The sequence below is a fragment of the Pseudomonas sp. S2_F03 genome, assembly GCF_054668335.1.
This window is the reverse complement of sequence record NZ_CP162759.1, coordinates 20,466-46,797: the sequence shown is the minus strand read 5'-3', so window position 1 is coordinate 46,797 and position 26,332 is coordinate 20,466. Positions and strand designations below refer to the sequence as shown.

The 26,332-nt window shown below is 59.7% G+C and carries 11 protein-coding genes and 9 pseudogenes; 10 read left to right on the top strand and 10 right to left on the bottom strand.

Translation table 11 applies throughout. The features are described from left to right. Positions 1-475 precede the first annotated feature (475 nt). A complete protein-coding gene (locus AB4N76_RS00205) occupies positions 476-5,377 on the top strand; it encodes an NAD-glutamate dehydrogenase (protein WP_046032155.1) in 4,902 nt (1,633 codons plus the stop codon). A gap of 159 nt (positions 5,378-5,536) precedes the next feature. On the opposite strand, the gene AB4N76_RS00200 is transcribed toward AB4N76_RS00205, so the two are convergent. The 4 genes and pseudogenes from AB4N76_RS00200 to pdxR form a co-directional block, all read right to left on the bottom strand. Next, a complete protein-coding gene (locus tag AB4N76_RS00200; RefSeq protein ID WP_046032156.1) occupies positions 5,537-6,247 on the bottom strand; it encodes a hypothetical protein in 711 nt (236 codons plus the stop codon). A 229-nt stretch (positions 6,248-6,476) separates the two neighbouring features. Further along, a pseudogene (locus AB4N76_RS00195) lies at positions 6,477-6,889 on the bottom strand (cupin domain-containing protein). Between the two features lie 283 nt (positions 6,890-7,172). Continuing rightward, positions 7,173-7,466, bottom strand: coding sequence for an antibiotic biosynthesis monooxygenase family protein (locus AB4N76_RS00190; RefSeq protein ID WP_046032158.1), 294 nt, complete (start codon positions 7,464-7,466; stop codon positions 7,173-7,175). A gap of 123 nt (positions 7,467-7,589) precedes the next feature. Then, a pseudogene (gene pdxR / locus AB4N76_RS00185) lies at positions 7,590-9,023 on the bottom strand (MocR-like pyridoxine biosynthesis transcription factor PdxR). Positions 9,024-9,230: 207 nt separating this feature from the next. On the opposite strand from pdxR, the gene AB4N76_RS00180 reads away from it, so the two are divergent. From AB4N76_RS00180 to AB4N76_RS00170, 3 genes and pseudogenes are all read left to right on the top strand, one after another. Then, a complete protein-coding gene (locus AB4N76_RS00180; protein WP_460163957.1) occupies positions 9,231-9,671 on the top strand; it encodes a carboxymuconolactone decarboxylase family protein in 441 nt (146 codons plus the stop codon). Positions 9,672-9,800: 129 nt separating this feature from the next. Then, positions 9,801-10,682: pseudogene (locus tag AB4N76_RS00175) on the top strand (LysR substrate-binding domain-containing protein). Positions 10,683-10,870: 188 nt separating this feature from the next. Continuing rightward, positions 10,871-11,391: pseudogene (locus AB4N76_RS00170) on the top strand (GNAT family N-acetyltransferase). 1 nt (position 11,392) lies between these two features. Here AB4N76_RS00170 and AB4N76_RS00165 read toward each other — a convergent pair. Then, on the bottom strand, positions 11,393-12,085 hold the full coding sequence (locus tag AB4N76_RS00165) for an aspartate/glutamate racemase family protein (RefSeq protein ID WP_077432086.1): 693 nt from the start codon (positions 12,083-12,085) through the stop codon (positions 11,393-11,395). Positions 12,086-12,325: 240 nt separating this feature from the next. On the opposite strand from AB4N76_RS00165, the gene AB4N76_RS00160 reads away from it, so the two are divergent. After that, positions 12,326-12,835, top strand: coding sequence for a hypothetical protein (locus AB4N76_RS00160; RefSeq protein ID WP_460163956.1), 510 nt, complete (start codon positions 12,326-12,328; stop codon positions 12,833-12,835). Between the two features lie 120 nt (positions 12,836-12,955). Here AB4N76_RS00160 and AB4N76_RS00155 read toward each other — a convergent pair whose 3' ends face one another. Then, positions 12,956-13,177, bottom strand: a complete 222-nt coding sequence (locus AB4N76_RS00155; RefSeq protein ID WP_046032165.1) for a hypothetical protein — start codon at positions 13,175-13,177, stop codon at positions 12,956-12,958. 15 nt (positions 13,178-13,192) lie between these two features. Further along, entirely contained in the window at positions 13,193-14,620 is a 1,428-nt protein-coding gene (gene ccoN, locus AB4N76_RS00150; protein WP_046032166.1) for a cytochrome-c oxidase, cbb3-type subunit I, read from the bottom strand. Positions 14,621-15,043: 423 nt separating this feature from the next. On the opposite strand from ccoN, the pseudogene AB4N76_RS00145 reads away from it, so the two are divergent. The 5 genes and pseudogenes from AB4N76_RS00145 (at position 15,044) to AB4N76_RS00125 (ending at position 19,274) form a co-directional block, all read left to right on the top strand. Further along, positions 15,044-16,717: pseudogene (locus AB4N76_RS00145) on the top strand (nitrite/sulfite reductase). Beyond that, positions 16,714-17,193 carry a DUF934 domain-containing protein gene (locus tag AB4N76_RS00140; protein ID WP_460163955.1) on the top strand — a complete coding sequence of 160 codons (480 nt, stop codon included), beginning with the start codon at positions 16,714-16,716 and terminating at the stop codon, positions 17,191-17,193. The pseudogene AB4N76_RS00145 and the gene AB4N76_RS00140 overlap by 4 nt, the downstream one beginning before the upstream one ends. Before the next feature lie 228 nt (positions 17,194-17,421). Further along, a complete protein-coding gene (locus tag AB4N76_RS00135) occupies positions 17,422-17,652 on the top strand; it encodes a DUF6694 family lipoprotein (protein WP_460163954.1) in 231 nt (76 codons plus the stop codon). After that, complete coding sequence (locus AB4N76_RS00130; RefSeq protein ID WP_460163953.1) at positions 17,579-18,232, top strand: DUF6694 family lipoprotein; 654 nt, start codon at positions 17,579-17,581, stop codon at positions 18,230-18,232. The genes AB4N76_RS00135 and AB4N76_RS00130 overlap by 74 nt, the downstream gene beginning before the upstream one ends. A 72-nt stretch (positions 18,233-18,304) precedes the next feature. Further along, positions 18,305-19,274, top strand: a pseudogene (locus AB4N76_RS00125) (hypothetical protein). 176 nt (positions 19,275-19,450) lie between these two features. Here AB4N76_RS00125 and AB4N76_RS00120 read toward each other — a convergent pair. From AB4N76_RS00120 to AB4N76_RS00110, 3 pseudogenes are all read right to left on the bottom strand, one after another. Then, a pseudogene (locus AB4N76_RS00120) lies at positions 19,451-21,806 on the bottom strand (tetratricopeptide repeat protein). Positions 21,807-21,963: 157 nt separating this feature from the next. Continuing rightward, positions 21,964-24,492, bottom strand: a pseudogene (locus AB4N76_RS00115) (spermidine synthase). Positions 24,493-24,731: 239 nt separating this feature from the next. Then, positions 24,732-26,322, bottom strand: a pseudogene (locus AB4N76_RS00110) (arylsulfatase). Between the last annotated feature and the right edge of the window lie 10 nt (positions 26,323-26,332).

The following is a 26,332-nucleotide window of genomic DNA, read 5'->3' as shown; positions in this document are numbered from 1 at the left end:
GAAGACGAACAAAGCGCAATTGTGCCAGTGGAAGGGAATTTCTGCTCGGTCGAGTGTCAGAGGAGGGGCGTGGACACTTGAAGTGTTGCTGGTCATTTCTGGTACGCGAGTGCCGTAAAACCGGGGATAAAACGCCCGTTTTCGGCCACGGCTGCTAGTGTTGTTCGAGGCGTGGGCCATTAGCTGCGTACCGATGACCGAATATGTCGCAGCACCGCAAGCACGGGCCTTGCCGCACTCGTTAAGCTGCGCAACGGATGAGCACCTGTAAAGACATTGCGCTGCATGCAGTCCAGTCGTTTTTGCAGATGCCCATTCATGGAAGGTGAATGTGACCTGAGTGTCTCGTCCAGCTTCACCCACCTGTCGCCCTGTTTCCTCTGCCCGAGAATCAGGAACCGGGTGACGGACCACCCCGAAAGGGGTTTTGCACGCGACGCTTCCATCAATAACAAGCCCAAGCGGAGTACCACAGATGGCGTTCTTCACCGCAGCCAGCAAAGCCGACTTCCAGCACCAACTGCAAGCGGCACTGGCACAGCACATCAGTGAACAGGCACTGCCACAAGTGGCGCTGTTCGCCGAACAATTCTTTGGCATCATTTCCCTGGACGAGCTGACCCAGCGTCGGTTGTCCGACCTCGCCGGCTGCACCCTTTCTGCGTGGCGCCTGCTTGAGCGCTTCGATCACGCTCAACCGCAAGTGCGCGTCTACAACCCTGACTACGAGCGCCACGGCTGGCAGTCGACCCACACCGCGGTCGAAGTGCTGCACCACGACCTGCCATTCCTGGTGGACTCGGTGCGTACCGAGCTGAACCGTCGCGGCTACAGCATTCATACCCTGCAAACCACTGTGCTGAGCGTGCGTCGCGGCAGCAAGGGCGAATTGCTGGAAATCCTGCCCAAAGGCACCCAGGGCGAAGGCATTCTTCAAGAATCGCTGATGTACCTGGAAATCGACCGTTGCGCCAACACCGCCGAGCTCAATGTCCTGAGCAAAGAGCTGGAGCAGGTGCTCGGTGAAGTCCGCGTCGCGGTCGCCGATTTCGAGCCGATGAAAGCCAAGGTCCAGGAAATCCTGACCGGCCTGGACAACAGCCAGTTCGCTGTCGACCCGGAAGAAAAAGGCGAAATCAAAAGCTTCCTGGAATGGCTGGTGGGCAACCACTTCACGTTCCTGGGCTACGAGGAGTTCGTGGTGCGCGATGAAGCCGACGGCGGCCACATCGTCTACGACCAGGACTCTTTCCTGGGCTTGACCAAACTGCTGCGTACCGGCCTGACCTACGATGACCTGCGCATCGAAGACTACGCCGTGAACTACCTGCGCGAACCGACCCTGCTGTCCTTCGCCAAGGCCGCGCACCCAAGCCGTGTGCACCGTCCGGCTTACCCCGATTACGTGTCGATCCGCGAAATCGACGCCGACGGCAATGTCATCAAGGAATGCCGTTTCATGGGCCTGTACACCTCCTCGGTGTATGGCGAGAGCGTGCGGGTCATTCCGTACATCCGTCGCAAGGTCGAGGAAATCGAACGCCGTTCCGGCTTCCAGGCCAAGGCCCACCTGGGCAAGGAACTGGCGCAGGTGGTCGAAGTACTGCCGCGCGATGACCTGTTCCAGACGCCGGTCGACGAACTGTTCAGCACCGTGATGTCGATCGTGCAGATCCAGGAACGCAACAAGATTCGCGTGTTCCTGCGCAAAGACCCGTACGGCCGTTTCTGCTACTGCCTGGCTTACGTGCCACGCGACATCTATTCCACCGAAGTGCGCCAGAAGATCCAGCAAGTGCTGATGGATCGCCTGAAAGCCTCGGACTGCGAATTCTGGACGTTCTTCTCCGAATCCGTGCTGGCTCGTGTACAGCTGATCCTGCGTGTCGACCCGAAAAACCGCATCGACATCGACCCGTTGCTGCTGGAAAAAGAAGTGGTGCAAGCCTGCCGCAGCTGGCAGGACGACTACGCCGCACTGACCGTTGAAAGCTTCGGCGAAGCCCACGGCACCAACGTGCTGGCCGACTTCCCGAAAGGCTTCCCGGCCGGTTATCGCGAGCGGTTTGCCGCTCACTCGGCTGTGGTCGACATGCAACACCTGCTGAGCCTGAGCGAAAAAAATCCACTGGTCATGAGCTTCTATCAGCCGCTGGGTCAGGTCTCCGGCCAGCGCATGCTGCATTGCAAGCTGTATCACGCCGATACGCCACTGGCGCTGTCCGACGTGCTGCCGATCCTGGAAAACCTCGGCCTGCGCGTGCTGGGTGAATTCCCGTATCGCCTGCGTCACACCAACGGTCGCGAGTTCTGGATTCACGACTTCGCGTTCACCGCTGCCGAAGGCCTGGAACTCGACATCCAGCAACTCAACGACACCTTGCAGGACGCGTTCGTCCACATCGTGCGTGGCGATGCCGAGAACGATGCGTTCAACCGTCTGGTACTGACCGCCGGCCTGCCGTGGCGCGATGTGGCGCTGCTGCGTGCTTACGCTCGCTACATGAAGCAGATCCGTCTGGGCTTCGACCTGGGCTACATCGCCAGCACCCTGAACAACCACACCGACATCGCTCGCGAGTTGACCCGGTTGTTCAAAACCCGTTTCTACCTGGCACGCAAGCTGTCCGGTGATGATCTGGAAGACAAGCAACAACGTCTGGAACACGCGATTCTGAGCGCACTGGACGACGTCCAGGTGCTGAACGAAGACCGCATCCTGCGTCGTTACCTGGACCTGGTCAAAGCTACTCTGCGCACCAACTTCTACCAGACTGACGCCAACGGCCATAACAAGTCGTACTTCAGCTTCAAGTTCAATCCGCACCAGATTCCAGAGCTGCCAAAGCCAGTACCGAAGTTCGAAATCTTCGTTTACTCGCCTCGCGTCGAAGGCGTGCACCTGCGCTTCGGCAACGTCGCTCGTGGTGGTCTGCGCTGGTCTGACCGTGAAGAAGACTTCCGCACCGAAGTCCTGGGCCTGGTAAAAGCCCAGCAAGTGAAGAACTCGGTCATCGTGCCGGTCGGCGCGAAGGGCGGCTTCCTGCCGCGTCGCCTGCCACTGGGCGGCAGCCGTGACGAGATCGCGGCCGAGGGTATCGCCTGCTACCGCATCTTCATTTCGGGTCTGTTGGACATCACCGACAATCTGAAGGACGGCGCGCTGGTTCCGCCGGCCAACGTCGTGCGTCATGACGACGATGACCCGTACCTGGTAGTCGCTGCGGACAAGGGCACCGCGACCTTCTCCGACATCGCCAACGGTATTGCCATCGACTACGGCTTCTGGCTCGGCGATGCATTCGCCTCGGGCGGCTCGGCCGGTTACGACCACAAGAAAATGGGCATCACCGCCAAGGGCGCGTGGGTTGGCGTGCAACGTCACTTCCGCGAACGCGGCATCAATGTTCAGAAAGACAGCATCACCGTGGTCGGTGTCGGCGACATGGCCGGTGACGTATTCGGTAACGGCCTGTTGATGTCCGAGACCCTGCAACTGGTGGCCGCATTCAACCACTTGCACATCTTCATCGACCCGAACCCGGAGCCTGCCAGCAGCTTCGCCGAGCGTCAGCGCCTGTTCGACCTGCCGCGTTCGGCCTGGTCGGATTACGACACCAGCATCATGTCCGAAGGCGGCGGGATCTTCTCCCGTAGCGCGAAGAGCATCGCGATCTCCCCGCAGATGCAAGAGCGTTTCGACATTCAGGCCGACAAGCTGACCCCGACCGAACTGCTCAATGCCTTGCTCAAGGCCCCGGTAGACCTGTTGTGGAACGGCGGCATCGGTACGTACGTCAAGGCCAGCAGCGAAAGCCACGCCGATGTCGGCGACAAGGCCAACGATGCACTGCGCGTGAACGGCAACGAACTGCGCTGCAAAGTTGTGGGCGAGGGCGGTAACCTGGGCATGACCCAACTGGGTCGTGTCGAGTTCGGCCTCAATGGCGGCGGTTCCAACACCGACTTCATCGACAACGCCGGTGGCGTGGATTGCTCCGACCACGAAGTGAACATCAAGATCCTGCTGAACGAAGTGGTTCAAGCCGGCGACATGACCGACAAGCAACGTAACCTGTTGCTGGCGAGCATGACCGACGAAGTTGGTGGCCTGGTGTTGGGCAACAACTACAAGCAGACTCAGGCCCTGTCCCTGGCGGCGCGTCGTGCCTTGCCGCGGATCGCTGAATACAAGCGTCTGATGAACGATCTGGAAGGTCGCGGCAAGCTGGATCGCGCCATCGAGTTCCTGCCGACTGAAGAGGCCATCAACGAGCGCGTTGCGGCAGGCCACGGCCTGACCCGTGCCGAGCTGTCGGTGCTAATTTCGTATAGCAAGATCGACCTCAAGGAGCAGCTGCTGGGCTCCCTGGTGCCGGATGACGACTACCTGACCCGCGACATGGAAACCGCTTTCCCGCCAACGCTGGTGAGCAAGTTCTCCGAAGCCATGCGCCGTCACCGTCTGAAGCGCGAAATCGTCAGCACCCAGATCGCCAACGACCTGGTCAACCACATGGGCATCACCTTCGTTCAACGACTCAAAGAGTCGACCGGCATGAGCCCGGCGAACGTGGCCGGCGCCTACGTGATCGTGCGTGACATTTTCCACCTCCCGCACTGGTTCCGTCAGATCGAAGCTCTGGACTACCAGGTGTCGGCCGACGTTCAACTGGAGCTGATGGACGAGCTGATGCGTCTGGGCCGTCGCGCCACACGCTGGTTCCTGCGCAGCCGTCGCAACGAGCAGAATGCCGCTCGTGACGTCGCGCACTTCGGTCCACATCTGGCAGCGCTGGGCCTCAAGCTCGACGAACTGCTGGAAGGCCCGACCCGCGAAGGCTGGCAGACCCGCTATCAGGCGTACGTCGCCGCTGGCGTTCCGGAGTTGTTGGCGCGCATGGTTGCAGGCACCACTCACCTGTACACCCTGTTGCCAATTATCGAAGCGTCGGATGTGACCGGTCAGAACGCAGCAGACGTGGCGAAGGCTTACTTCGCCGTCGGCAGCGCGCTGGACATCACCTGGTACCTGCAACAGATCAGCGCTTTGCCGGTTGAAAACAACTGGCAAGCCCTGGCCCGTGAAGCGTTCCGCGACGACGTCGACTGGCAGCAACGTGCGATCACCATCTCCGTCCTGCAACAGGGCGACGGCACTCAGGATGTGGAAACACGCCTGGCGCTGTGGATGGCAGCGCACGAAGGCATGATCGAACGCTGGCGCGCCATGCTGGTTGAAATTCGTGCCGCCAGCGGCACGGACTACGCCATGTATGCGGTGGCCAACCGTGAGTTGCTGGACCTGGCGTTGAGCGGGCAAGCGGTGGTGACTACCACTGCGGTTGCTAGCGAAGAGCTGGAACCGGCGGCCTGATCAGGCGCTGAATGAAAAAGCCCGCATGGAGACATGCGGGTTTTTTTTGCCTGATGGTTACAAGGTGTCAGTTCAGGTCTGATCGCGGGCAAGCCCGCTCCCACAATTACAATGCATTCCAATGTGGGGGCGGGCTTGCCCGCGACAAGGCCACTAGCCTTAATATAATTTTTGGCTAGAAGTGTTATCTAGCATGGATACTTTATCTGTCGGCTTGGTCAATAAATTACTGAGCGACTGGTCAAACTTCTGCAATGCCCGAACTTGAACATTCTGTTGTTCGTTAATGTCCGCGACTATCTCTTCAGTGCGTTTGAAGTCGGCCCAAACCGGAGTCAGTGCTTTAGCATCATGCCCTTGTGCCGTGCCAATGTAGTTGAAGTTAGCGTCATAGAAATCGGCACTGACATTGGCCTCTATATCCGAACTGCGTGAGGTAATCAACTGACTGCGGCTGTCGACAATGGCGATCACATCCGGTTTCGCCGCCCTCAGGCTTTGCATGTCCGGGTACACCGTGACCGAGCCAAACTGCCGCCCCAGGGATGCCTTGACCCAATCCACAGCCAGGTCGGGTTGGGAGGTGCTGACGTAGGCGTCGTGAATCGGTTGAACCAGCAGGCTCTGGCCGAAACCGGTGCCGGCGTTGGCCTGATAGTCTTGAAGGTAGGAGCGGTTGGCCTGGGTGTTTTGGCTGTAGACAACGCCGAGCGCAACGTTATGGCCATTGTTTACTTGCGTGGCGTTGCTGCGACCCACGGGCTCAGGCAAGAGACCGTCCAGGTAAGATACGGAAGTTGGCGCCGTGGGGATCGAGCAGCCAGATAAAAGAGCAGTCATCGTCAATGCACTGACAAGCACACGTTTCATGGTGTATCTCCAGTGAAACAACTTGAGTCGGAAAGTTTAAGTTGCCGAGTAGTGTCGGCGGTGCTTCCAGACTAAACCTGTCGTTGCAAAAGAAACTAGCCAGTAGATGAGCTTATGAGTACGGCAATAGTTTTGTTTGGTTTAAAAGCGTTCAGTTAATGACGCCTGGAAATAAAAAGGCCCGAATGTCTCATTTTGGCCTGTTTATTTATGGCTGGCGTTACAGCTATCAGTTTTCCAACGGGATCAAAACTTTCTCATCGGGTGCCAATACCATGAACACCAAGAGTTTGGCAGGCTGGGTGGCACTGGCATTCTTCGACACCAAATGTTCCGAACCGGCCGCTTCATACCAATACTCACCGGCCTTGTAGGTTTTCGGCTGCTCACCTTTCACTTGAGAAACTATCTCCCCCGATATCACGTAAGCCATGGCGGTGCCTTCGTGCTTGTGGGCGATGGAAGACTGGCCTGGCTCGTAGTCCACTTCAATCATCAGCGCCTTTTTATTGGGCACGTTCTTGAGCATTTGGTCCTGCAATACCGTGACCTTTTCAGACGGGCCTTCGTGAGCAAGGGCGGCGGCCGAAACAGTCAGGGCGAAGGCAGAAAGGGGGCAGCAAGGAAACGCAAAGCTTTCATGGTTTATCACCTGCGGTGGTTATCGTCTGGAGCAACGATAGTCCGCAGGGCAGGGCAATCAAACAGCCAATATTCGCGAAGGCGAGGGGACCAATCCAACGAAAACCTGTAGCAGCTGCCGAGCAGCGCGAGGCTGCGTTCGGCTGCGCAGCAGTCGTAAAACCTGAACATGTGATATTCCTGAAACACCGCATCGCCAAATCTCACGACTGCTGCACAGCCGAACGCCGCCTCGCGCAGCTCGACGGCTGCTACGAGGCGGGTGCAGTGGCTACTTGGTGTTTTAGCGGATCGGAAAGCTGTTGAAATCCACGGCATTTGCCAATTGGTTGTCAATCAGACCGATAAAGCCCTGAACTTCGGGGCAGTTGAAATGCGAGTGCATGGCCGCTTCCGATTGCCAGCGAGCGCTGACGGTCCAGCGGTTGGTGTCCTCGGGGCAGCGGTCGACCATATAGGAGTCGCAGCCCGGTAGTTCACGCAGGGTTTCGACAATCTTTTGCAGTTGCTTGCCCAGTTCATCCGAGCGGCCAGCGACGGCCTGCACCTGTACGGTATTGATCACTTCTTGGGACATTGCTCACACTCCTGAATCAGGCCGGACGAATCCTGCTCATTGAGGGATAACGCTTATGCAGGATAGGCCTGCTGCTGCGGACCACCAATAGCCAATCGCCCGGTAAAGGCGCAGACCAATCTGTCAGGCAACCTGCTGCAAAATGTCGCGCAAACGGGTCCAGGGCCGTATCGATGTCCAGGGTTTCAATGGCGCCAAAACCCAGCAACAGCCCGGCCTGCGGCGTCTGTTGGAAGTAAAAGGCCTCGATGGAGTAGAGCCCGACTTCGACTTTTTTTGCCAGTTCTATCACTAATGGAAGATCGATAGGCACTTTGCACATCACCACCATGTGGAACCCGGCCGTGGTGGGCACCGGCTCCAGCCACGGCGACAGGTCGCCTGCCATGCGTGCCAGAATCCGTTCGCGACGCCCGGCATAAATCGTATGGCAGCGCCGGATATGCTTGAGCAGGCAGCCCTCGGCGATGAATTTGGCCAGCGCCCACTGTGGCAACGTGGACGTGTGCAGGTCGGTGAGTTGCTTGGCGCGGATCACCGCTTCGAGAATCGCCGGCGGTAAAATCGCATAACCGAGCCGCAATTCCGGCAGCAAGGTTTTCGAGAAGGTGCCGACGTAAGCGACGATCCCGCGCTCATCCATGCTTTGCAGCGAATCCGTGGGCGGCCCTCGTAGCGAAACTCGCTGTCGTAATCGTCTTCGATAATGATCGCGCCCAGTTCATAAGCCCGTTCCAGCAGCGCCACCCGACGCTCCTGGCTCATCGGCAAACCGAGCGGGAATTGATGCGACGGCGTGACGTAAATCAGCCGTGTGCCGAGGGGGATTTTATCCACCTGAATGCCTTCGGCATCCACCGGCACACCGATCACCGTGGCACCGTGCGAGCCGAACAACAGGCGGGCCGGCGGGTAGCCCGGATCTTCCATGGCGACAATGCTGCCGGGGCGCGTCATCACCCGGGAAATCAGGTCCAGCGCTTGTTGCGCGCCATTGCACACCACCACGTCTTCGTCCTGACAATTGACCCCGCGCGAGAACGCGATGTGCCGGGCAATGGCATTGCGCAGCGCCGGCAGGCCTTCGGGCAGGCTGTAGAAACCTTTGGAGCCGGCAATCTGGCGCAAGGCGTGGGAGGTGCAGCGTCGCCAGTCATCCTGCGGAAACTGGCCCTTGCTGGTGGCACCGCCAATGAAGTCGTAACGCAACGACCCTTCCAGCGTGGGGTGACGCAGGAACACCGGCAGATTGCGCCAGGATTCGATGACGTCGTAACTCGCCAGCTCGGTATGGCTTTGTTTGCGGGCGATTTTTGCCGGTCGGGCATTCACGTAGGTGCCTTTGCCAATCACCCCGGTGAGGAAGTTTTCATAAGTCAGCTGCGCGTACGTGTCGGAAATGGTCTTGCGCGAAATCCCCAGCTGTTCGGCCAGCAAACGACTGGGCGGCAGCTGCGTCCCGGCGGCCAGGCGTCCGGATTCGATGGCACTGCGCAGCTGGTTGTACAACTGGCCTGCCAGGTCCTTGCGGCCGTTGATGACAACGTGAAGTTCCATACCGTTGGGGCTCCTGGGGCAAATTGAGGCGCGTGTGCGTCGCGCCAGATTACCCGCATGGGCGGCTGCGCAGAAGTTGCGCAGTTGAAAAACCGGGGATTGGTCTGGTGCCGAGTGGTGCGGGGGGTATTTCGCAGAATTGGATCTGTCACACCGCGGCCTCGACGACTACCGTGAAAAAACATCATCGCTTCACGAGGTCGCCTCATGAGTTCCCGCCTGGATTACTACAGCGCATCGCCCAAAGCGATGAAAGCGATGATTGCCATGGAAGCCTTGACCAGCAACCTCAGTATCGAACCCGCACTGCTGCACCTGATCAAAATCCGCGCCTCGCAACTCAACGGCTGCGCCTTTTGCACCGACATGCATTCAGTGGATGCACGGCGCCTGGGCGAGACCGATCGTCGCCTGTATTCGATCGTGGTCTGGCGCGACAGCGGCTTTTTCAACCCCAGGGAACGCGCAGCACTGGCCTGGACCGAGGCCGTTACCTTGCCGTCTGAAAGCCATGTGCCCGACGACGTCTACGCCTTGGCGCGCGAGCAGTTCAATGAAGGCGAGATGGTCGACCTGACGATTGCCGTCACCACCATCAACAGCTGGAACCGCCTCGCCGTGAGTTTTCGGCAAACTCCCGGCGGCTGAATCGATTTTCCCTCCCCGGTGTCACATCAGGTTCATAAACGCTGCGCAGGATGAGGTTTTCAAGGATCGATCGACAAGGAGTCATTGATGTCATTCATGGAGTCCACTCGCGCTGCCGGCATCGACCCGGTGCTGGCGCAGTCTTTCAGGGTCAGCGCCCGTTGCGGGTGCTTCATGGCAGGCCGCCCGCAGCCTCAATATCAAATCCACCCAGTTACGCAAACATCTGGTGCAGCTTGAAGCGCAGTTGCAGTGCACGCTGTTCAATCATCAGGACAGTGGCCTGGCCCTGAGTCGTGACGGGTTGGCGCTGCAGGCACAGTTGATCGCCCTGGCCCACGAGCGCGATGCGCCGGTGATAGAGCAACCGTTGATTCGCCTGGCGGTGGCGGAGTCGATTCTGCACGACATTCTCGGCCGCGATCTGGTCGCTTTGTTGCGACGAAATGCCAGTGTGCGTCTGGACATCATCACCCTCGACAGCGAATTGGCCCTGCAAGCGGTCAGCGCGGACGTGGTGCTGTGGCTGGCCGGCCCGGATCTCGCCGCTGCCCGGTCCGAGTTTCGCCGTCAGCGAGCCCCGGCGGCTGGCGCGTCTTGAGTACCTGCCGCACATCGCCAAGCGCTATTCGCGCGTCGCGGCGCGGCCTGACAGCCTCGATGACCTGGCCGACTTCCTGCTGGTGCAATGGCAGCATGACCGTCAGGTCGAGAGTTTTCGGCCGTGGGAACAGCGTGGTCGATCAGCGTCTGGCCGGCGTGGTGCACTTGCATTCTTATGAGCTGATGCTGGAGATGATCCGATGCAGCGCTTGCATCGGCTTGCTGCCGCGCTACATGAGCCAGTTTGACCGTGGACTGATTGCATTGCCGGGGTTGTTCGAACAGCCGATGCAACGTCAGGTGTGGATGGCGGCCAACACCGAAACACAGGGAGAGGGCGACGTGCAGATGATTGTCGAGTTGATCCACAACACCTTCAATGAGCGCCGGGAGTGGTTCGACAGCTGAACGCGGTCAAAATGTGGGAGCGGGCTTGCTCGCGAAGGCGGTGTGTCATTAAACATCAAAGGTGACTGAAACACCGTCTTCGCGAGCAAGTCGAATCGTCGCACCGCCGCTCCCACATTGATTCTCGCAATGCCTGAAGGATGCGTTGTAGAGTTGGCGGCCATGTCTGCATCAAGGATGAATCACCCATGCCCGCCACCGAACCGGTTATCACCCTCGAACGTTTCAGCGAATCTCATATTGAGGGCGTCACCGCGCTCTACAACGACCCGGCCATTACCCGTCAGATCCTGCAAATGCCATTTCAATCCACCGAGATCTGGCGCCAACGCCTGGCCTCGGATAACGAGCGTCTGGTGAAACTGGTCGCGCTGCATCAGGGCGCGGTCATCGGCAACATTGGCCTGGAGCAGTTTTGCGGATCCGCCGCAGCCATGCCGGCAGTATCGGCATGGGCGTCGCGGTGGCATGGCAGGGTAAAGGCGTGGGCTCGAAGCTGTTGGCGGCGGTGCTGGACATCGCCGACAACTGGATGAATCTGCAACGGGTCGAGCTTTCGGTGTACGCCGACAACGAAGCCGCCATCGGTCTGTACCGAAAGTTCGGTTTCGAGACCGAAGGCCTGTTCCGTGACTACGCCGTGCGTGACGGCCGACTGGTCGACACCTTGAGCATGGCGCGTCTGCGTCGCACGCTTAACGCCGATTGACTCAGTCGCCGAGTGCGAACGCCACCGCCGCCTGCGCATGCAGTTCGGTGGTGTCGAGCAGGGGCAGGGCGCTGTGTTCGGGTTTGATCAGCAGGCCGATTTCGGTGCAACCGAGGATGATCGCCTGTGCTCCGCGCTGGGTCAGCGACTCAATCACCTGCTGATAGACCTCGCGCGATGTGTCGCTGATCACGCCGACGCACAATTCGTCGTAGATGATCCGGTGCACCGCCTGGCGTTCCTCGGCTTCTGGCACCAGCACTGTCAGCCCCATTGCGCTCAGGCGATCCTTGAGAAAGTCCTGTTCCATGGTGAACGCGGTCCCCAGCAATCCGACCTTCAACGTACCGGCATCGACCGCCGCCTGACCGGTCGGGTCGGCGATGTGCAGGAACGGAATGTTGATCGCGGCCTGAATCTGCGCGGCGACCTTGTGCATGGTGTTGGTACACAGCACCACACACTCGGCACCGCCCGCTTGCAGCCGTTGTGCGGCATCCACCAGAATCGCCGCCGCATCGTCCCAACGCCCGGCGTGCTGGGCCTGTTCGACCGGGCCGAAGTCGACGCTGTACATCAGCAATTGCGCCGAACGTAGTGGCCCGAGCCGGTCGCGGACCTGTTGGTTGATGAGGCGATAATATTCGGCGCTGGACTCCCAGCTCATGCCGCCGATAAGGCCGATGGTGCGCATTGGATCTCCTCAAGCGATGATCTGTGTCGGAAAGTCACCCGAGGATCGAGTGTCCCTAGGTTCGTGGGCGGATTCCAGCGGAAAACAACTGTACCGCCGATCTTTCAGTGAAGTGTCATGGTGTCTTTTCTGGCGCGAGTTCGGGCGGCGCAAGAGGCCGGTGGACTTTTACGTACGTCCTCGGCGTGGATCTGCCATGCTCAATGTCCGCAGCACCGCTCCAACGAAAGGAACACCGCAATGGACGACGTACAGCAACTGGGCGAGATGCTTCGCCACTACGCAGAAAGTGAAGCGCACAAGAAGCAACTGTTTGAATCGCAATCGGCGGTTTGGGCGACGCGTATCGGTGAGTTGTTCGATCAGATCCAGCAGTGGCTGGAACCGGTCCAGGCGCCCAATCTGTTGGAAGTGAGTCGTGAGGTGTATGTCGCTTCAGGGCCGAGCGTGCCGGTCGAGACGTCGATGTTCAAGACTGAGAAGCTGTCAATTGTCATCGCCGGCAAGCCGGTGGAGTTCGTGCCGGATGTAATGGGTGCTGGCGGTCAGATTTCATTGGCGGTGATGGGGCTGACGGCTGCGCGCTATGGCAGCGTGTCGCTGGTGTGCCTGCCGCCGTCGACCAGTTGGCAGTGGCGCAAGACCAACGGCTTGAAAGACCCGGACACGTTTGCGTTCGATGCAAACTTTCTGGCGCAGCAGTTGCAGCTCCTGATTCCGCGCGATCGCGGCCAGGTCCTCCCTGACTGACCCAATCCCCCGTGTAGGAGCCGAGCTTGCTCGCGATGACGGACTGACAGGCAACATTGATGTTGGCTGGAATGGCCGCATCGCGAGCAAGCTCGGCTCCTACAACGGACAGGTGGTGGGTCAGATGTCGAGGTTGATCCAACCGGGCTTCACCTCTTCCGGCGCCACTGCATTCACAACCTTCCCGGTGGCCAGTTCCACCCGCCGCGCCACCTCGGGGTCGTCGGCAAATGGAATCAGGCTGGCATCCTCCAGACTCTGCGGCGTCTGCCGCTTGAGGCTGTACTCAACCCCCAGCCAAAGCACTAATACGACCATCGCATTCAACAGAACTTCATACATGTATGGCTCCTTGCCTCAGGCAAACTGCGCTTCACGTTCAGCCATCGTCACGTCCGCCACCCGCACCGTGCGCCAGGTGTTGTAGGCCATCAACAGCATGCCGCTGAGGAAGAACACGCCACCGATAAAGCGCACCACATACCCCGGATGGCTGGCCTGCAAGGCTTCGACGAACGAATAGGTCAGCGTGCCGTCGTCGTTGATTGCACGCCACATCAAGCCCTGGGTAATGCCGTTGACCCACATCGACGCGATGTACAGCACGGTGCCGATGGTGGCGAGCCAGAAGTGCGCGTTGATCAGGCCGATGCTGTGCATCTGCTCGCGGCCGAAGACTTTCGGCACCATGTGGTACACCGCGCCGAACGTGATCATCGCCACCCAGCCCAGTGCCCCGGCGTGCACATGGCCGATGGTCCAGTCGGTGTAGTGGGAGAGGGCGTTGACCGTTTTAATCGCCATCATCGGGCCTTCGAACGTCGACATGCCGTAGAACGCCAGCGACAGCACCAGAAACCGCAGGATCGGGTCGGTGCGCAATTTATGCCAGGCGCCCGAGAGCGTCATCATGCCGTTGATCATCCCGCCCCAGCTCGGCGCCAGCAGGATCAGCGACATCGCCATGCCCAGCGACTGCGCCCAGTCCGGCAATGCGGTGTAGTGCAAGTGGTGCGGACCGGCCCAGATGTACAGGGTGATCAGCGCCCAGAAATGCACGATGGACAGGCGATAGGAATACACCGGGCGCCCGACCTGTTTGGGCACAAAGTAATACATCATCCCGAGGAAACCGGTGGTCAGGAAAAAACCCACCGCGTTGTGCCCGTACCACCACTGCACCATGGCGTCGGTCGCCCCGGAATACACCGGATAGGACTTGAACCAGTCCACCGGAATCGACAGGTGATTGACCACGTGCAACATCGCAATGACCACGATGAACGCGCCGAAGAACCAGTTGCCGACGTAGATATGTTTGGTCTTGCGCTGCACCACGGTGGTGAAAAACACGATGGCGTAAGCGACCCAGACCACGGTCATCCACACCGCGCCGCTAAACTCGATCTCGGCGTATTCCTTGGTGGTGGTATAGCCCAGCGGCAGGGTGACCAGCATGATCACGATCACCGATTGCCACCCCCAAAAAGTGAATGCGGCCAGGGTGTCGGAGTACAGCCGCACCTGGCAGGTGCGCTGTACGGCGTAGTAACTGGCGGCAAATTGCGCGCTACCGGCAAAACCGAAAATCACCAGGCTGGTGTGCAACGGGCGCAAGCGGCCGAAGGTGGTCCACGGCAGGTCGAGGTTCATCTCGGGCCATACCAGTTGCGAGGCGATCCACACCCCCATCGCCATCCCTATGACACCCCATACGATGGTTGCCACGACGAATTGGCGCACGACCTTGTAGTTATAGGCCTGTCCGATTGTTGCTGTGCTCATGGTCAATGCTTCCACGGTTGCAAAGTCTTGCCAGGCCACCCGGCCTGGCAGGTTGTCGACTGTAGAAACCCTGCCTCAAACAAAACAGACTCAGAAAAACCAAAGTTATGCGGATCAGATGCGAGGTTTGCCTGCGGTCATCTGCTGCGATCTGATACGGTTTTTTAGTGTTTACCTGAATCTGTAACGCACTGCGCCGCAGGTCCATAGTCGACCCACAAACACCGCCACCCCCCCTGTAGCAGCTGTCGAGCACCGCGAGGCAGCGTCCGGCTGCGCAGCAGTCGTAAATCCTGTGCACGCAGTTCAACTGACAGACCGAGTCGCATGGTTTGACGACTGCTGCGCAGCCGGACGCTGCCTCGCGGTGCTCGACAGCTGCTACAGGTGCAGAGCGTGCAACAACCCTGATGAGGTCGCCACATGTATCAATACGATGACTATGACCGGGCCCTGGTCTTCGAACGGGTTGCGCAGTTTCGCGATCAGGTCGAACGCTTCATGGCCGGCGAGCTGAGCGAAGAAGAGTTCCTGCCGTTGCGTTTACAGAACGGCCTGTACATGCAAAAGCACGCTTACATGCTGCGCGTGGCGATTCCCTACGGCACGCTCAGTGCCGGCCAGATGCGTACGCTGGCGAGCATCGCCCGGGATTACGATCGCGGTTATGGCCACTTCACCACCCGGCAGAACATGCAGTTCAACTGGATCGAGCTGGCTCAGGTGCCGGACATTCTCGAACGCCTGGCGCAGGTGCAAATGCATGCGATCCAGACGTCTGGCAACTGCGTGCGCAACATCACCACCGAAGCGTTCGCCGGTGTGGCGGCGGACGAGCTGATGGACCCACGTCCGCTGGCGGAAATCTTGCGTCAATGGTCGACCATCAACCCGGAATTCCTGTTCCTGCTGCGCAAGTTCAAGATCGCCATCTGTTCGGCGGAGCAGGACCGCGCCGCCATCATGATGCATGACATCGGTCTTTATCTTTATCGCGATGACCATGGGCAAAAGCTGTTGCGGGTCATTGTGGGTGGCGGGTTGGGGCGCACGCCGATCCTTGGCTTGCAGATCCGCGAGGGTTTGCCGTGGCAGCATTTGCTGTCCTATGTCGAAGCGGTGCTGCGGGTTTACAACCGCCACGGTCGGCGGGACAACAAGTACAAGGCGCGGATCAAGATACTGGTCAAAGCCCTGGGGATCGAAGCGTTCGCCAAGGAAGTGGAGGAGGAGTGGCAGTACCTCAAGGACGGGCCGGCGCAGTTGACCAGCACCGAGTATGAGCGTGTCGCCAGTGCTTTCGTGGCCCCCGACTACCGTTCACTGCCCGACATTGACCTGGAATTTGGCACACGCCTGGCCGAGAACCCGGCGTTCGCGCGCTGGGTCACCCGCAATGTTCAACCGCACAAGGTCGCGGGTTACACCAGCGTGGTGCTGTCGACGAAACCCGGGATCGCCTCGCCACCGGGGATGTGACGACCGAGCAAATGCAGGCCGTGGCCGAATGGTCCGAGCAATTCGGTTTCGGTGAAATCCGCATCGCCCATGAACAGAATATCGTGCTGCCGGATGTGCCCAAGGCGGATCTCCATACGCTGTGGTGCCTGGCCTGCGAGCAGGGGCTGGGTTGCGCCAACGTCGGTTTGCTGACCGACATCATCGCTTGCCCCGGCGGCGACTTCTGCGCACTGGCCAATGCCAAATCGATCCCGATTGCCCAGGCCATTCAGGCACGTTTCGAGGACCTGGATTACCTTCACGACCTGGGCGACATCAGCCTCAACATTTCGGGTTGCATGAATGCCTGCGGCCACCACCACATCGGCAACATCGGCATTCTGGGCGTTCGACAAGAACGGCAGCGAGTGGTACCAGATCACCCTCGGCGGCAGCCAGGGCAAGAACAGTGCGCTGGGCAAGGTCATCGGCCCGTCCTTCAGCGCCACCGAAGTACCCGAGGTAATCGAGCGGATCATCGACACGTTTGTCGATTACCGCGAGAGCGAAGAACTGTTCGTTGACACCCTGCTACGCATCGGTCTTGAGCCGTTCAAGGAGCAGGTGTATCCGAAGGTACTGGAGGTGACGGCATGAACAATCTGCTGCGACTGGAGGAGGGTGTGGCGCGGATTGTGGCTGACGATCCGTGGGTGCTGGTCAGGGACGAGGAGGGTGAAATGCCTGCCGGGTCACTGATTTTGCCGTTGAATCGCTGGCTGCTCAATCCTGCACCGCACGCGGTGTGGCTGGGGCCGGATGATGAGGTGGAACGCCTTAAACCATGGTTCGAGACGCTGCCGTTGATTGCCCTGGATTTTCCGAGCTTTCGTGACGGTCGCGGTTACAGCCAGGCGTACTTGCTGCGCACCCGCATGGGATGGACCGGTGAGCTGCGCGCGATCGGTGATGTGCTGCGCGATCAACTCAGCCATATGCGCCAATGCGGGTTCGACAGCTTCGCGGTGCGCGAAGACAAATCGGCCGAGGATGCGCTGAAGGGGTTGGCCGGGATGAGCGTGTTGTACGGCCGTTCGGTGATTGAGCCTCGGCCGTTGTTCAGACGACGCTGACAACACCATTTTTTAGCAGCTGACGAGCCTGCGAGGCTGCGTTCGGCGACGCAGTCGTCGTAAACCCTTCGAATGCGGTTTTCCTGTCACACCGCAGAGCCTGATTTCACGGCGACTGCGTCGCCGAACGCAGCCTCGCAGGCTCGGCAGCTGCTACAGGGCGTGTTTTTGCTTGGGCCAGTGGTGGCATTTTGGTAGAGTCCGCGCATTCTCAAAAAGGAGTCGGGTATGCGCAGGATGTTCGCAGCAGGGTTGGTGACATTGATGTTGGCCGGTTGTGGTGGTCCGAAACTGGACGGCACTAGCGATGAGAGCCTCACTTCATCGCTGGATAAAGTCACGGCAGACCTGCCGCAAGACAAGAAAGCCTCAACTCCTGGAAGATTTGAAACTCATCACCTTCAGCAATATCGGCGAGGCCTTGAGTGGCCAGATATCGGCGGAGCAGGCCAAAAATAACGTGCGCACCACGCTCAACGGAAAAACCGCTGAAGACGTCGCCGTCATCGCCGCCAATCTGCGCACCGAACGCGCATTGAAGGAAAAGCAGCAAGCCCTGGCCGAGATCAAGCAACTGCAGGATATCCAGCAGGCGGCCCAGATTGCCAAGGCTGAGATGGCCAAGTTCCAGATTCTCAAGTCGGAATTTTATTTCACGGAGAAGAACAAGAATTCGGCGGCGCCGCACGGTCAACCGGTGGTGGTGGCCAAGGTCAAGAACGGCACGACGTTTTCCATCGCCCGTGTCGGTTTCAAAGGCACCGTGGCCAGTCCGGGCCGCGCCACGCCATGGTTCGTGGGCACCGTCGAGTTGCCGATTCCTGGTGGTATCGAGCCGGGCGAGTCTCCTACCTGGGAAATTACACCGAACCAGTTCAGCGAATGGGGCAAGCTTGATGCGCCCGCAGAAGCATTGTTCAACCTGGAAATCATCAAACTCGTTGGGGCTGATGGCGCCGTGCTGTTCGATGCCAGTGGCCTGACCCCGCAACAAACCGAGCGCTTGCAAGCGCTGCAAAACAAATACGCCGTTAACTAATCACTGGCATTTTCGGAACCCGCGTCAGCGGGTTTTCGGCTGCATGGAAGAAACAGAGAAAGGAGTCTGGCCGTGAGTGTGGGCAAGAAGGTGTTGGGGCTGATCGCGCTGTTGCTGATGCTGGCCTTGTGGGGCAGTTACTTTTATCTGTTTCAAGAGGACCGCGAGGGCCAGCTCGCGGGGGCGCGAGACAGTTACGCCTGGTGCGGCACACCGCCGGCCAGCGATGCCGCCACCCTGGGCAAGGATCGCCTGACGTTGCGCATTACTAACAATGTGCATGGTGAGTTCGCACTCGCGGGCACAGTCATCGTCTCTGAGCGAACGTTTGATCGCTATGACCTGGGCCGCAACGAACTGCGGCTGCGCCTGGAACCGTTGCAGTGGTCTTACGGCGTCACCCCGGTGTTTCTGGAGCAGGTCAAAATCAAGCCCCTGAGCCGCAACCTGTCGTCGCTCAACAAGAGTGCCTATGCCGAACTCGAACCCCGAACGATCGGCGTTCAGGGGAGGGCGACGGACTTCCCGTTCGACACTTACCGCTACGGTTACAAACCGGTGCTGTATTACCTCAAGGGCAACGAGCGCATCGACCTGAATTTCAAGCACATCACCACCAGCATGGAAATGTCGAACACCTTTACGCCGATTCAAAAGTACAACCGCGCGGAGTACATCAACGAGAAAAACTCGCTGGCGCGCGAGGAAGACTACAAACCGTATGCCGCCAATGAGTGTGCGTTCAGTGTCGAGCGCAAGGGCTCATTCAAGGTGATTGTCCTGCTGTTGCTGCTGGTGATCTGCCTGCCGCTGCTGCACGTGTTTTATCGCGACGAGCCGGGTATCGACTTTCTGGCGACGCTGGTCAGCGTCGGGGCACATACGGGTGTTTTTGGTGGGGCCGCTGAATGACTTCCAGCTGTACAAAATCGACTTTTTGTTTGCAGCGGCGATTTTGCTGGTGGGGACGGTGTCGCTGATCAAGGCGATGCGAGCCAACAGTCGGCGGGAATTGGCGTTGAAGAGTGGTTCTTCGTGGTAGTCCCACGACCCGTGTAGCAGCTGCCGAGCCCGCGAGGCTGCGTTCGGCGACGCAGTCGTCGTGAAATCAAACGATGCGGTTTTTCAGGAAACCGCGTTCGCCGGGTTTACGACGACTGCGTCGCCGAACGCAGCCTCGCGGGCTCGGCAGCTGCTACAAACGGGGTGGATAAAGGGTTATTTCAACGCCGGATCGCCCATGTTCATTTTCTTCCAGCCCTGCAACAACACCTGTGCCTTGGGCTCTTGTCCATTGGCCAGGTAGTACTGGATCAACGACAGCCGCGCATTGCGGTTGGCCGGCTGCACTTTCAACAATTGCTCCAGCACTTCGCAGGCCTCTTCAACCTTGCCTTTGTCGTGTAACGCCACGGCCAGCACGTAGCCGTATTGGGCGTTCTGCGGTTCCAGTTGTGCGGCTTTGCGTAACGCTGGCATGGCCTGGTCCGATTTGCCTGCCCGCACCAGCGACAGGCCTTGGGTGTATTGCAACAGCGCTGCGTCCGGGTGGTCTTTCAAGGCTTGTGCCAGCAGCGTCTGAGCCTCCTGGCTGCGGCCGTTGGCTTCCAGCCATTGCACCAGCGTCACCAGCGCCGGGTAGAAATCCGGATCGCGTTCGAGGGCCGTGCGCAGGTATTTTTCGACCTTGTCATTGCGGCCGCTGGCCTGATAGAGCATCGCCAGGTTGAGATTGGCTTCGGCCCGTTCCAGCAGGCTCATCTGTACCGCTTCGTACTCCGCAATGGCCGCATTCCAGTTCGCTTGGGCATTGCCCAATCCGTTACTGGCCAGACCCAGCAAATCGCGGGCCGCGGCGATGCGCACCGCCTTCACCGGGTCTGCCAGCAGCGGCGACAACAGCGGCGCACGTTCGGGCGGCGGCAAGAATGCGCTGATGGCCCGCACGGCGCTTTCACGCACCAGGGGGGCCGGGTTGCTCAAGTCCTTGGTGGCCAGTTTCAGCGCCTGTTCACTCGGGTACATCGGCAATTCGGCGAGCAAGGTTGCCCGTTGAATCGCCGGCAAATTGCTCCGTTGCAATTGCTCGTACAAGCTTGCGCCGCACCGGGCTGGCCGTTGCGAATCAGCCACAGGCTTTCGTCATAACGCGGGGCCTGCGCGGTTGGCGCGCTGTTCCAGAGTTTGAATTGCTCAGTGACCTTGTCGCCGTCCTTACCCTGGTGGCAAGTGAGGCAGGCATCCGGTGTTCCCAGTTTTTTCGCCCGCTCCGGGTTGGGGATACTGAAGCTGTGGTCATGCCGGAAGTCATTGCCCATATAGAATTTGCCAGGCATGTGGCAATCCACGCACTGCGAGCCCGGTTGGCCCATGGTGTGGCGGGTGTGTTCGATGGAATCGTAGTTTTTCGCTTGCAGGCCTTTACCGTCGACGCCTTCCACCGACGTCTTGCCCGCCGTGTTGTGGCATTGCAGGCAAACACCGTTGCCCGGCGCCTTCAGCTCGCTGCTGTGCGGGTTGTGGCAGTTGCTGTAACGCACGCCTTTGTCGAACATCTTGCTTTGGGCGAAGGAGCCATGTTCGAACACCTCGTCCTTGATCTTGCCGTCCAGTGCATACAACTCGCGGGTCAGGGCGCTTGGCAGGTAGTCATCCATCAGGCGTTTGCCAACGGTGTAGCCATCACTCAGCGGGGCGCGGCGCGAATGGCAGCGGGCACAGGTTTCAATCTCGACGGTCGCGTTCTTGTCCTTGAGGTCAACGGCAAAACCGGCGTGAATCAAATCACCTTTTTTCGCCGTCCATTCCAGGTGATTGGAGGCCGGGCCGTGGGCACGCCTGGCAGCCGACACCGAGGCTGTTCCACTGACTGTCAAAGGTGTTTTTGGCGGCATCGAAATTGCGTTTGTAGCCTGTGGTATGGCACTCGACGCACATGAAGTTGGCGTTCTGGCTTGGCTTGCTCCAGTGCAACGGATTCTTGAAGTTCACACCCTGGCCGGGATAGAGGTGGAACCAGCGGTGTTTTTCGGTATCCCAGGCCACGCCCAAGGGTTGCAAACGTCCTTCGCCGACCTCGATCAGGTATTGCTGCAACGGCGCGATACCAAAGGTATAAGCCACCTTGAAATCGGCATTCTTGCCATCAATGCCTGGTGTATTGACCCAGAATCCATCGTCCTTGCGTGAGAACACGGTGGTTTCGTTCTCGGCCTTGAACGTGACGTTATTGAAGTCGCCCAGCATCGTTTCGGCATTGGCCGGTTGCATCGCCAATTGGTGATGGGAGCCTTGCCAGTCCTTGACCTGCTCGCTGTGGCAACCCTGGCACTGTTGTTCATCGACCATCTTCGCCGGGGCCATCGCGACCGGTTGCGGTTTCGGCCTGTTGCGCGACAGGGGCGCTGACGGGAACAGGCTTGAGCGGTGCCGGTGAACTGCTGAACAGAAACCAGCCGATGGCGATGACCGCCAGCAGCAATGTGCCGATGGTTACAGGAAAAAGGTAGCGATTGATCAGGTTCGGTTGCGAATCAGGGTTTGGATTTGCTGCTTTATTTTTATGTTTCGGCATTGCGACTTCCATAGTCCAGGTGCGTTTGCCCTTGGGCGCGCGATCAAGCTTGATGCAGCTTTGCCGGATGCCGGGCATCTGTCAAATGACGCGGGTGATACGGCCCGCTACGCAAGTTGAAACGTGTGGTTTGCATTCGCGGGTTCGGCAATGGGTCTTATGTCCCGTCACCGACAAACCAGCGGTAATACGGATTGCCGCCATCACCCATCATCACTTCACGGATGTCCCTGGCCCAGGCGTCGCGGTCACCGTCATAGGCGTGCAGGCTCGCCCGATAGAACTGCATCAGGCGCTGCTGATGGGCATTCAGTACGCTCGATGAAACCGGCATCGGCATTGAGCAGCGGCGGTGGCAGGCGCAAATCCAGCAACGCTGGCAGCACGCGGCTGATTTCCTTGGCGCGCACCCAGGAGGCGTATTCGATCCGTGGTTGATCATCGGTCACCGTCAGGGCATCGCCTGCGAAGCCTTCGAGCCCGGCGCGATCGGTCACCCAGGTCGCCATCAAGGCCGGCGCCGAACCGATGCCCACGTCTTGCAACGTACTGCGCACGGTGTCCTGCTGGAAGCGCTGGCTGATTTTCGCAGCGTCCAGTTCGATCGGCTCCATCGAGCCCACCAGCAACATTTCGTGGAATTCGCTGGTCCACAGCGTGGCGTAGGGGAGGCATCGAGAAAGCTGCGCACCAGCGAACGCGAATCGTCGATGTTCTGCGTCGGCAGCGGCAGCCATTGCGCGACCAGGCCTTGTTCCTCAAGGCGACTGGCGGCCAACTGGTAGAAGTCGCGCGAACACAGGTTCACGACGCCGGCGGCGGAGGGCGGTGGCGGTTCGAGGGTGATCAGGTCGTAGCGCTGCGGGCTGCGCAGCAGTTCCTGGCGGCCGTCGCGTAGGCGCACATCGACCGTCGGATCGGCGGCGGCATTGAAGTTGCCCTTGAACAACGGCGCGGCTTCGACCACCGACGGTAGCAACTCCGGCGACCACTCGGTGATCAGGGCCCGGATAGCGGGTCAGGGCGCCTGCCGCCGATGCCAGTGCCGAAACCGATCACCAGCGCCGAGCGCGGTTCGCCGTTATGGATCAGCAGTGGCAGCAGCGCCTGAATCCGCATGTAGCGCAGCGATGGCATGGCGTCACCGGTGTTCGACACGCCCTGGATATACAAGCGCTGAAAGCTCTTCTGACCCTTGCCCTGCGTGACCACGGCCACGGTGCCGCCACGTCCTTCTTCATAGAACGCCAACGCGCCGTTGCGGGCGCCGGGCAGCAGGCTGGCGAGTTTGTCGACCGGGATAAAAATCGCCACCACCACGGACAGCAAACTGATGGCGACCACCGCCTGACGCCGGCCTTTCTTGACGTGATGGCCCTTGCGCACGGCGAAATAGCCGATCCCTGCTGCCACAATCGCCAACAGTCCCAAGGTTCGCACCAGCCCCAGCAGCGGAATCAGCAAGAACCCGCAGAGCATCACGCCGACGATCCCGCCCAGGGTGTTGAACGCCACCACGGCGCCCACATCCCGACCGACGCGCTCAGGGCCGACACCAATCGCAGCGCCAAAGGAAACGCCGCCCCAACAGCAAGGTCGGGACAAACACGATGCTCAGCGCGGCCATGGCAGAACCGTGCGCTCATGCTCCAGCAACTCGCTGCCGCCCATCGCCAGCGCAGCGGTTTCGGCCTGGGATTGCAAGAGCACCAGCCAGCGCCCGAGAAAGGCCACTTCCAACAGTGCGATCAGGCCGGCCCCGGCGATCAGCAAGCCAAGATCACGCCCCACGGATCGCGAATACGATCAACCCGACGGGCCAGCAGCGCGCTGCCGATGAACAACCCCGTGAGGTACGTCGCCAACACCACGGCAAAGGCGTAGGTGCGGGTGCTCATGAATTGCACGATGGATTGCGACCAGACCACTTCGTAACCCAGTGCCACACCGCCTGCGATGGAATACAGCCACAGGGCCAGGCGATCCGGCGCTTTGTAGTTCGTGATGCCGGGTCGGCTCCTGGACCACCGCCGGGCGCTGGCGTTGAAACCAAAGGGCACCGGCGGCGGCCAGCAGGTTCAGCATGGCGGCGGCGAGGGCACTGCCGCGCACGCCGAGGGTGGCGATCAACACGAAGGCAGCAAGCAAGGTGCCGGCAATCGCGCCCGCGGTATTCGCTGCATAGGAGTTGTCCGCCAGCCTTGCCCAAATGGTGCGGGTCGCTGGCCAACGAGCGCACCAGCACCGGCAGCGTGCCGCCCATCAACAGCGCGGGAATGCCCACCAGCGCAAAGGGCAACACCCAGGCCAGCAATCCGATGTGCTGTTCCAGCCAGGCAAAAGGACTGGCCGCCATGCTCATGGCGAAGGTCGCGCCAACGCCCAGTACCGCCACCAGCACTTCAAGCCCGGCATACAACAACACCGGTTGCTGCAAGCGATCAGCCCAGCGCCCGAACAGCAATCCCCCCAGCGCCAGCCCGGCAAAAAAGGCGCTGATGCCGGTGGTGATGGCGTACACCTCAACGCCGACGACCAACGACAGTTGCTTGATCCACAGCACCTGGTACACCAGCGCCGCCGCGCCCGAGACGAACAGCAGCAATGCTGGAATCAGCAGGGCCGGGGAGGTGGCGGTTTGCGGGGCAGGTATGGCCGACGACTTGCTGGCGACACGTGAGGACATTGCGGATTGCCTTGTGCAAAACATCTTCCGACGATGAACACAACACCCCGTAGCAGCTGCCGAAGGCGGCGTCCCGCTGCGCAGCGGTGGTAATCCGGACCACTCGGTGTGTCAGATAGGCCGAGGCGCATGTTTGACGAGGACTTCGTCCTCGAACGCAGCCTTCGGCAGCTGCTACAGGGTTGTGTTCACACAAATAGGGCCGCTCGCCGGTAAAGGCGAGCGGCAGTCACGCGGTTCTACTGTGCAGCCGGTGCAGCTTTCATTTTTTTCAGCGATTTTGGCATCTACCGCAGCACGAATCTGGTCAACGCTGAAGCTGGCCGGTTTCTGGCTTGGCGGATAGTCGATAAAGGTCTGGAGGAACACCGCCGCTTTACCCGTGGCCACGGCCGCCAGATAGACGTTTTTGGTCAGCCAATCGTAATACTGATCGGAAACCACATCGGCGCGTTCATACGGGTCCATTCTCAGGTTGAAGATTTTTGGCACCCGCAGGCACACAAACGGCTCACTCCACACCTTGAAACCGCCTGGTGCACGTTGTTCGCAGAACACCGCTTTCCAGTTGTCGAAACGCATCGACACCAGCAAACCGTCGTCGTTGAAGTAGTAGAACTCCTTGCGCTCGCCCTTAGGCTGTTGGCCGGTCAGGTAAGGCAGTTGGTTGTAGCCGTCCAGGTGCACCTTGAAGTTGGTGCCACCCGCCACCGGCGCCCAGCCTTTGAGCAGCTTGTCTTTTACGCTGTCTTCACCGGCGACTGCCAGCAGGGTCGGGAACCAGTCCAGGCCCGAGAACATCTCGTTGGAGACTTCACCGGCCTTGATCTTGCCTGGCCAGCGAACAATCGCCGGCACCCGGTAGGCGCCTTCCCAGTTGGAGTTCTTCTCGTTACGGAACGGTGTGGTCGCCGCATCCGGCCAGGAGAACTGGTTCGGGCCGTTGTCGGTGGTATAGACGACGATGGTGTTGTCGGTGACTTTCAGGTCATCGAGGGTTTTCAGCAGTTTGCCGACGTCGCCGTCGTGCTCAAGCATGCCGTCCGCATAGTCGTTGCCGGGCATGCCGCTCTGGCCCTTCATCGACTCGCGCACGTGGGTGAACAAGTGCATGCGGGTGGTGTTCATCCAGACGAAGAACGGTTTGTCTGCCTTGACCTGTTTCTCGATGAACGCTTGGGCGGCGGCGGTGGTCTCGTCGTCGATGGTTTCCATGCGCTTGGTGGTCAATGCGCCGGTGTCTTCGATCTTGCCGTCGGCAAAGCTGTGGATCACACCACGCGGAGCGTATGACTTGAGGAACGCAGGGTCGTCCTTGGGCCAATACGGGCGTTCAGGTTCTTCTTCGGCATTGAGGTGGTACAGGTTGCCGAAGAATTCATCGAAACCGTGGTTGGTCGGCAGGTATTCGTCCTTGTCGCCCAAGTGGTTCTTGCCGAACTGGCCGGTCGCATAACCTTGGGACTTGAGTGCCTGGGCGATGGTGATGTCGCGTTTTTGCAGGCCCACGGGTGCACCCGGCGCGCCAACTTTCGACAGACCGGTACGCAGCGGCGTCTGACCCGTGATAAAGGATGACCGTCCTGCCGTGCAGCTGTTCTCCGCATAGTAGTCGGTGAACATCATGCCTTCTTTGGCAATGCGGTCGATATTGGGAGTCTTGTACCCGACCACACCCATGGAATAGGCGCTGATGTTGGTCTGGCCGATGTCATCGCCAAAGATCACCAGGATGTTGGGTTTTTCAGCGGCCCCGGCTGTTGCCGAAATCGCCATCACCGAGGCTGCCACGAGGGCGAGTTTCGGTAGCCACTTGTGTATGCGAGTCATCTGACTTGCT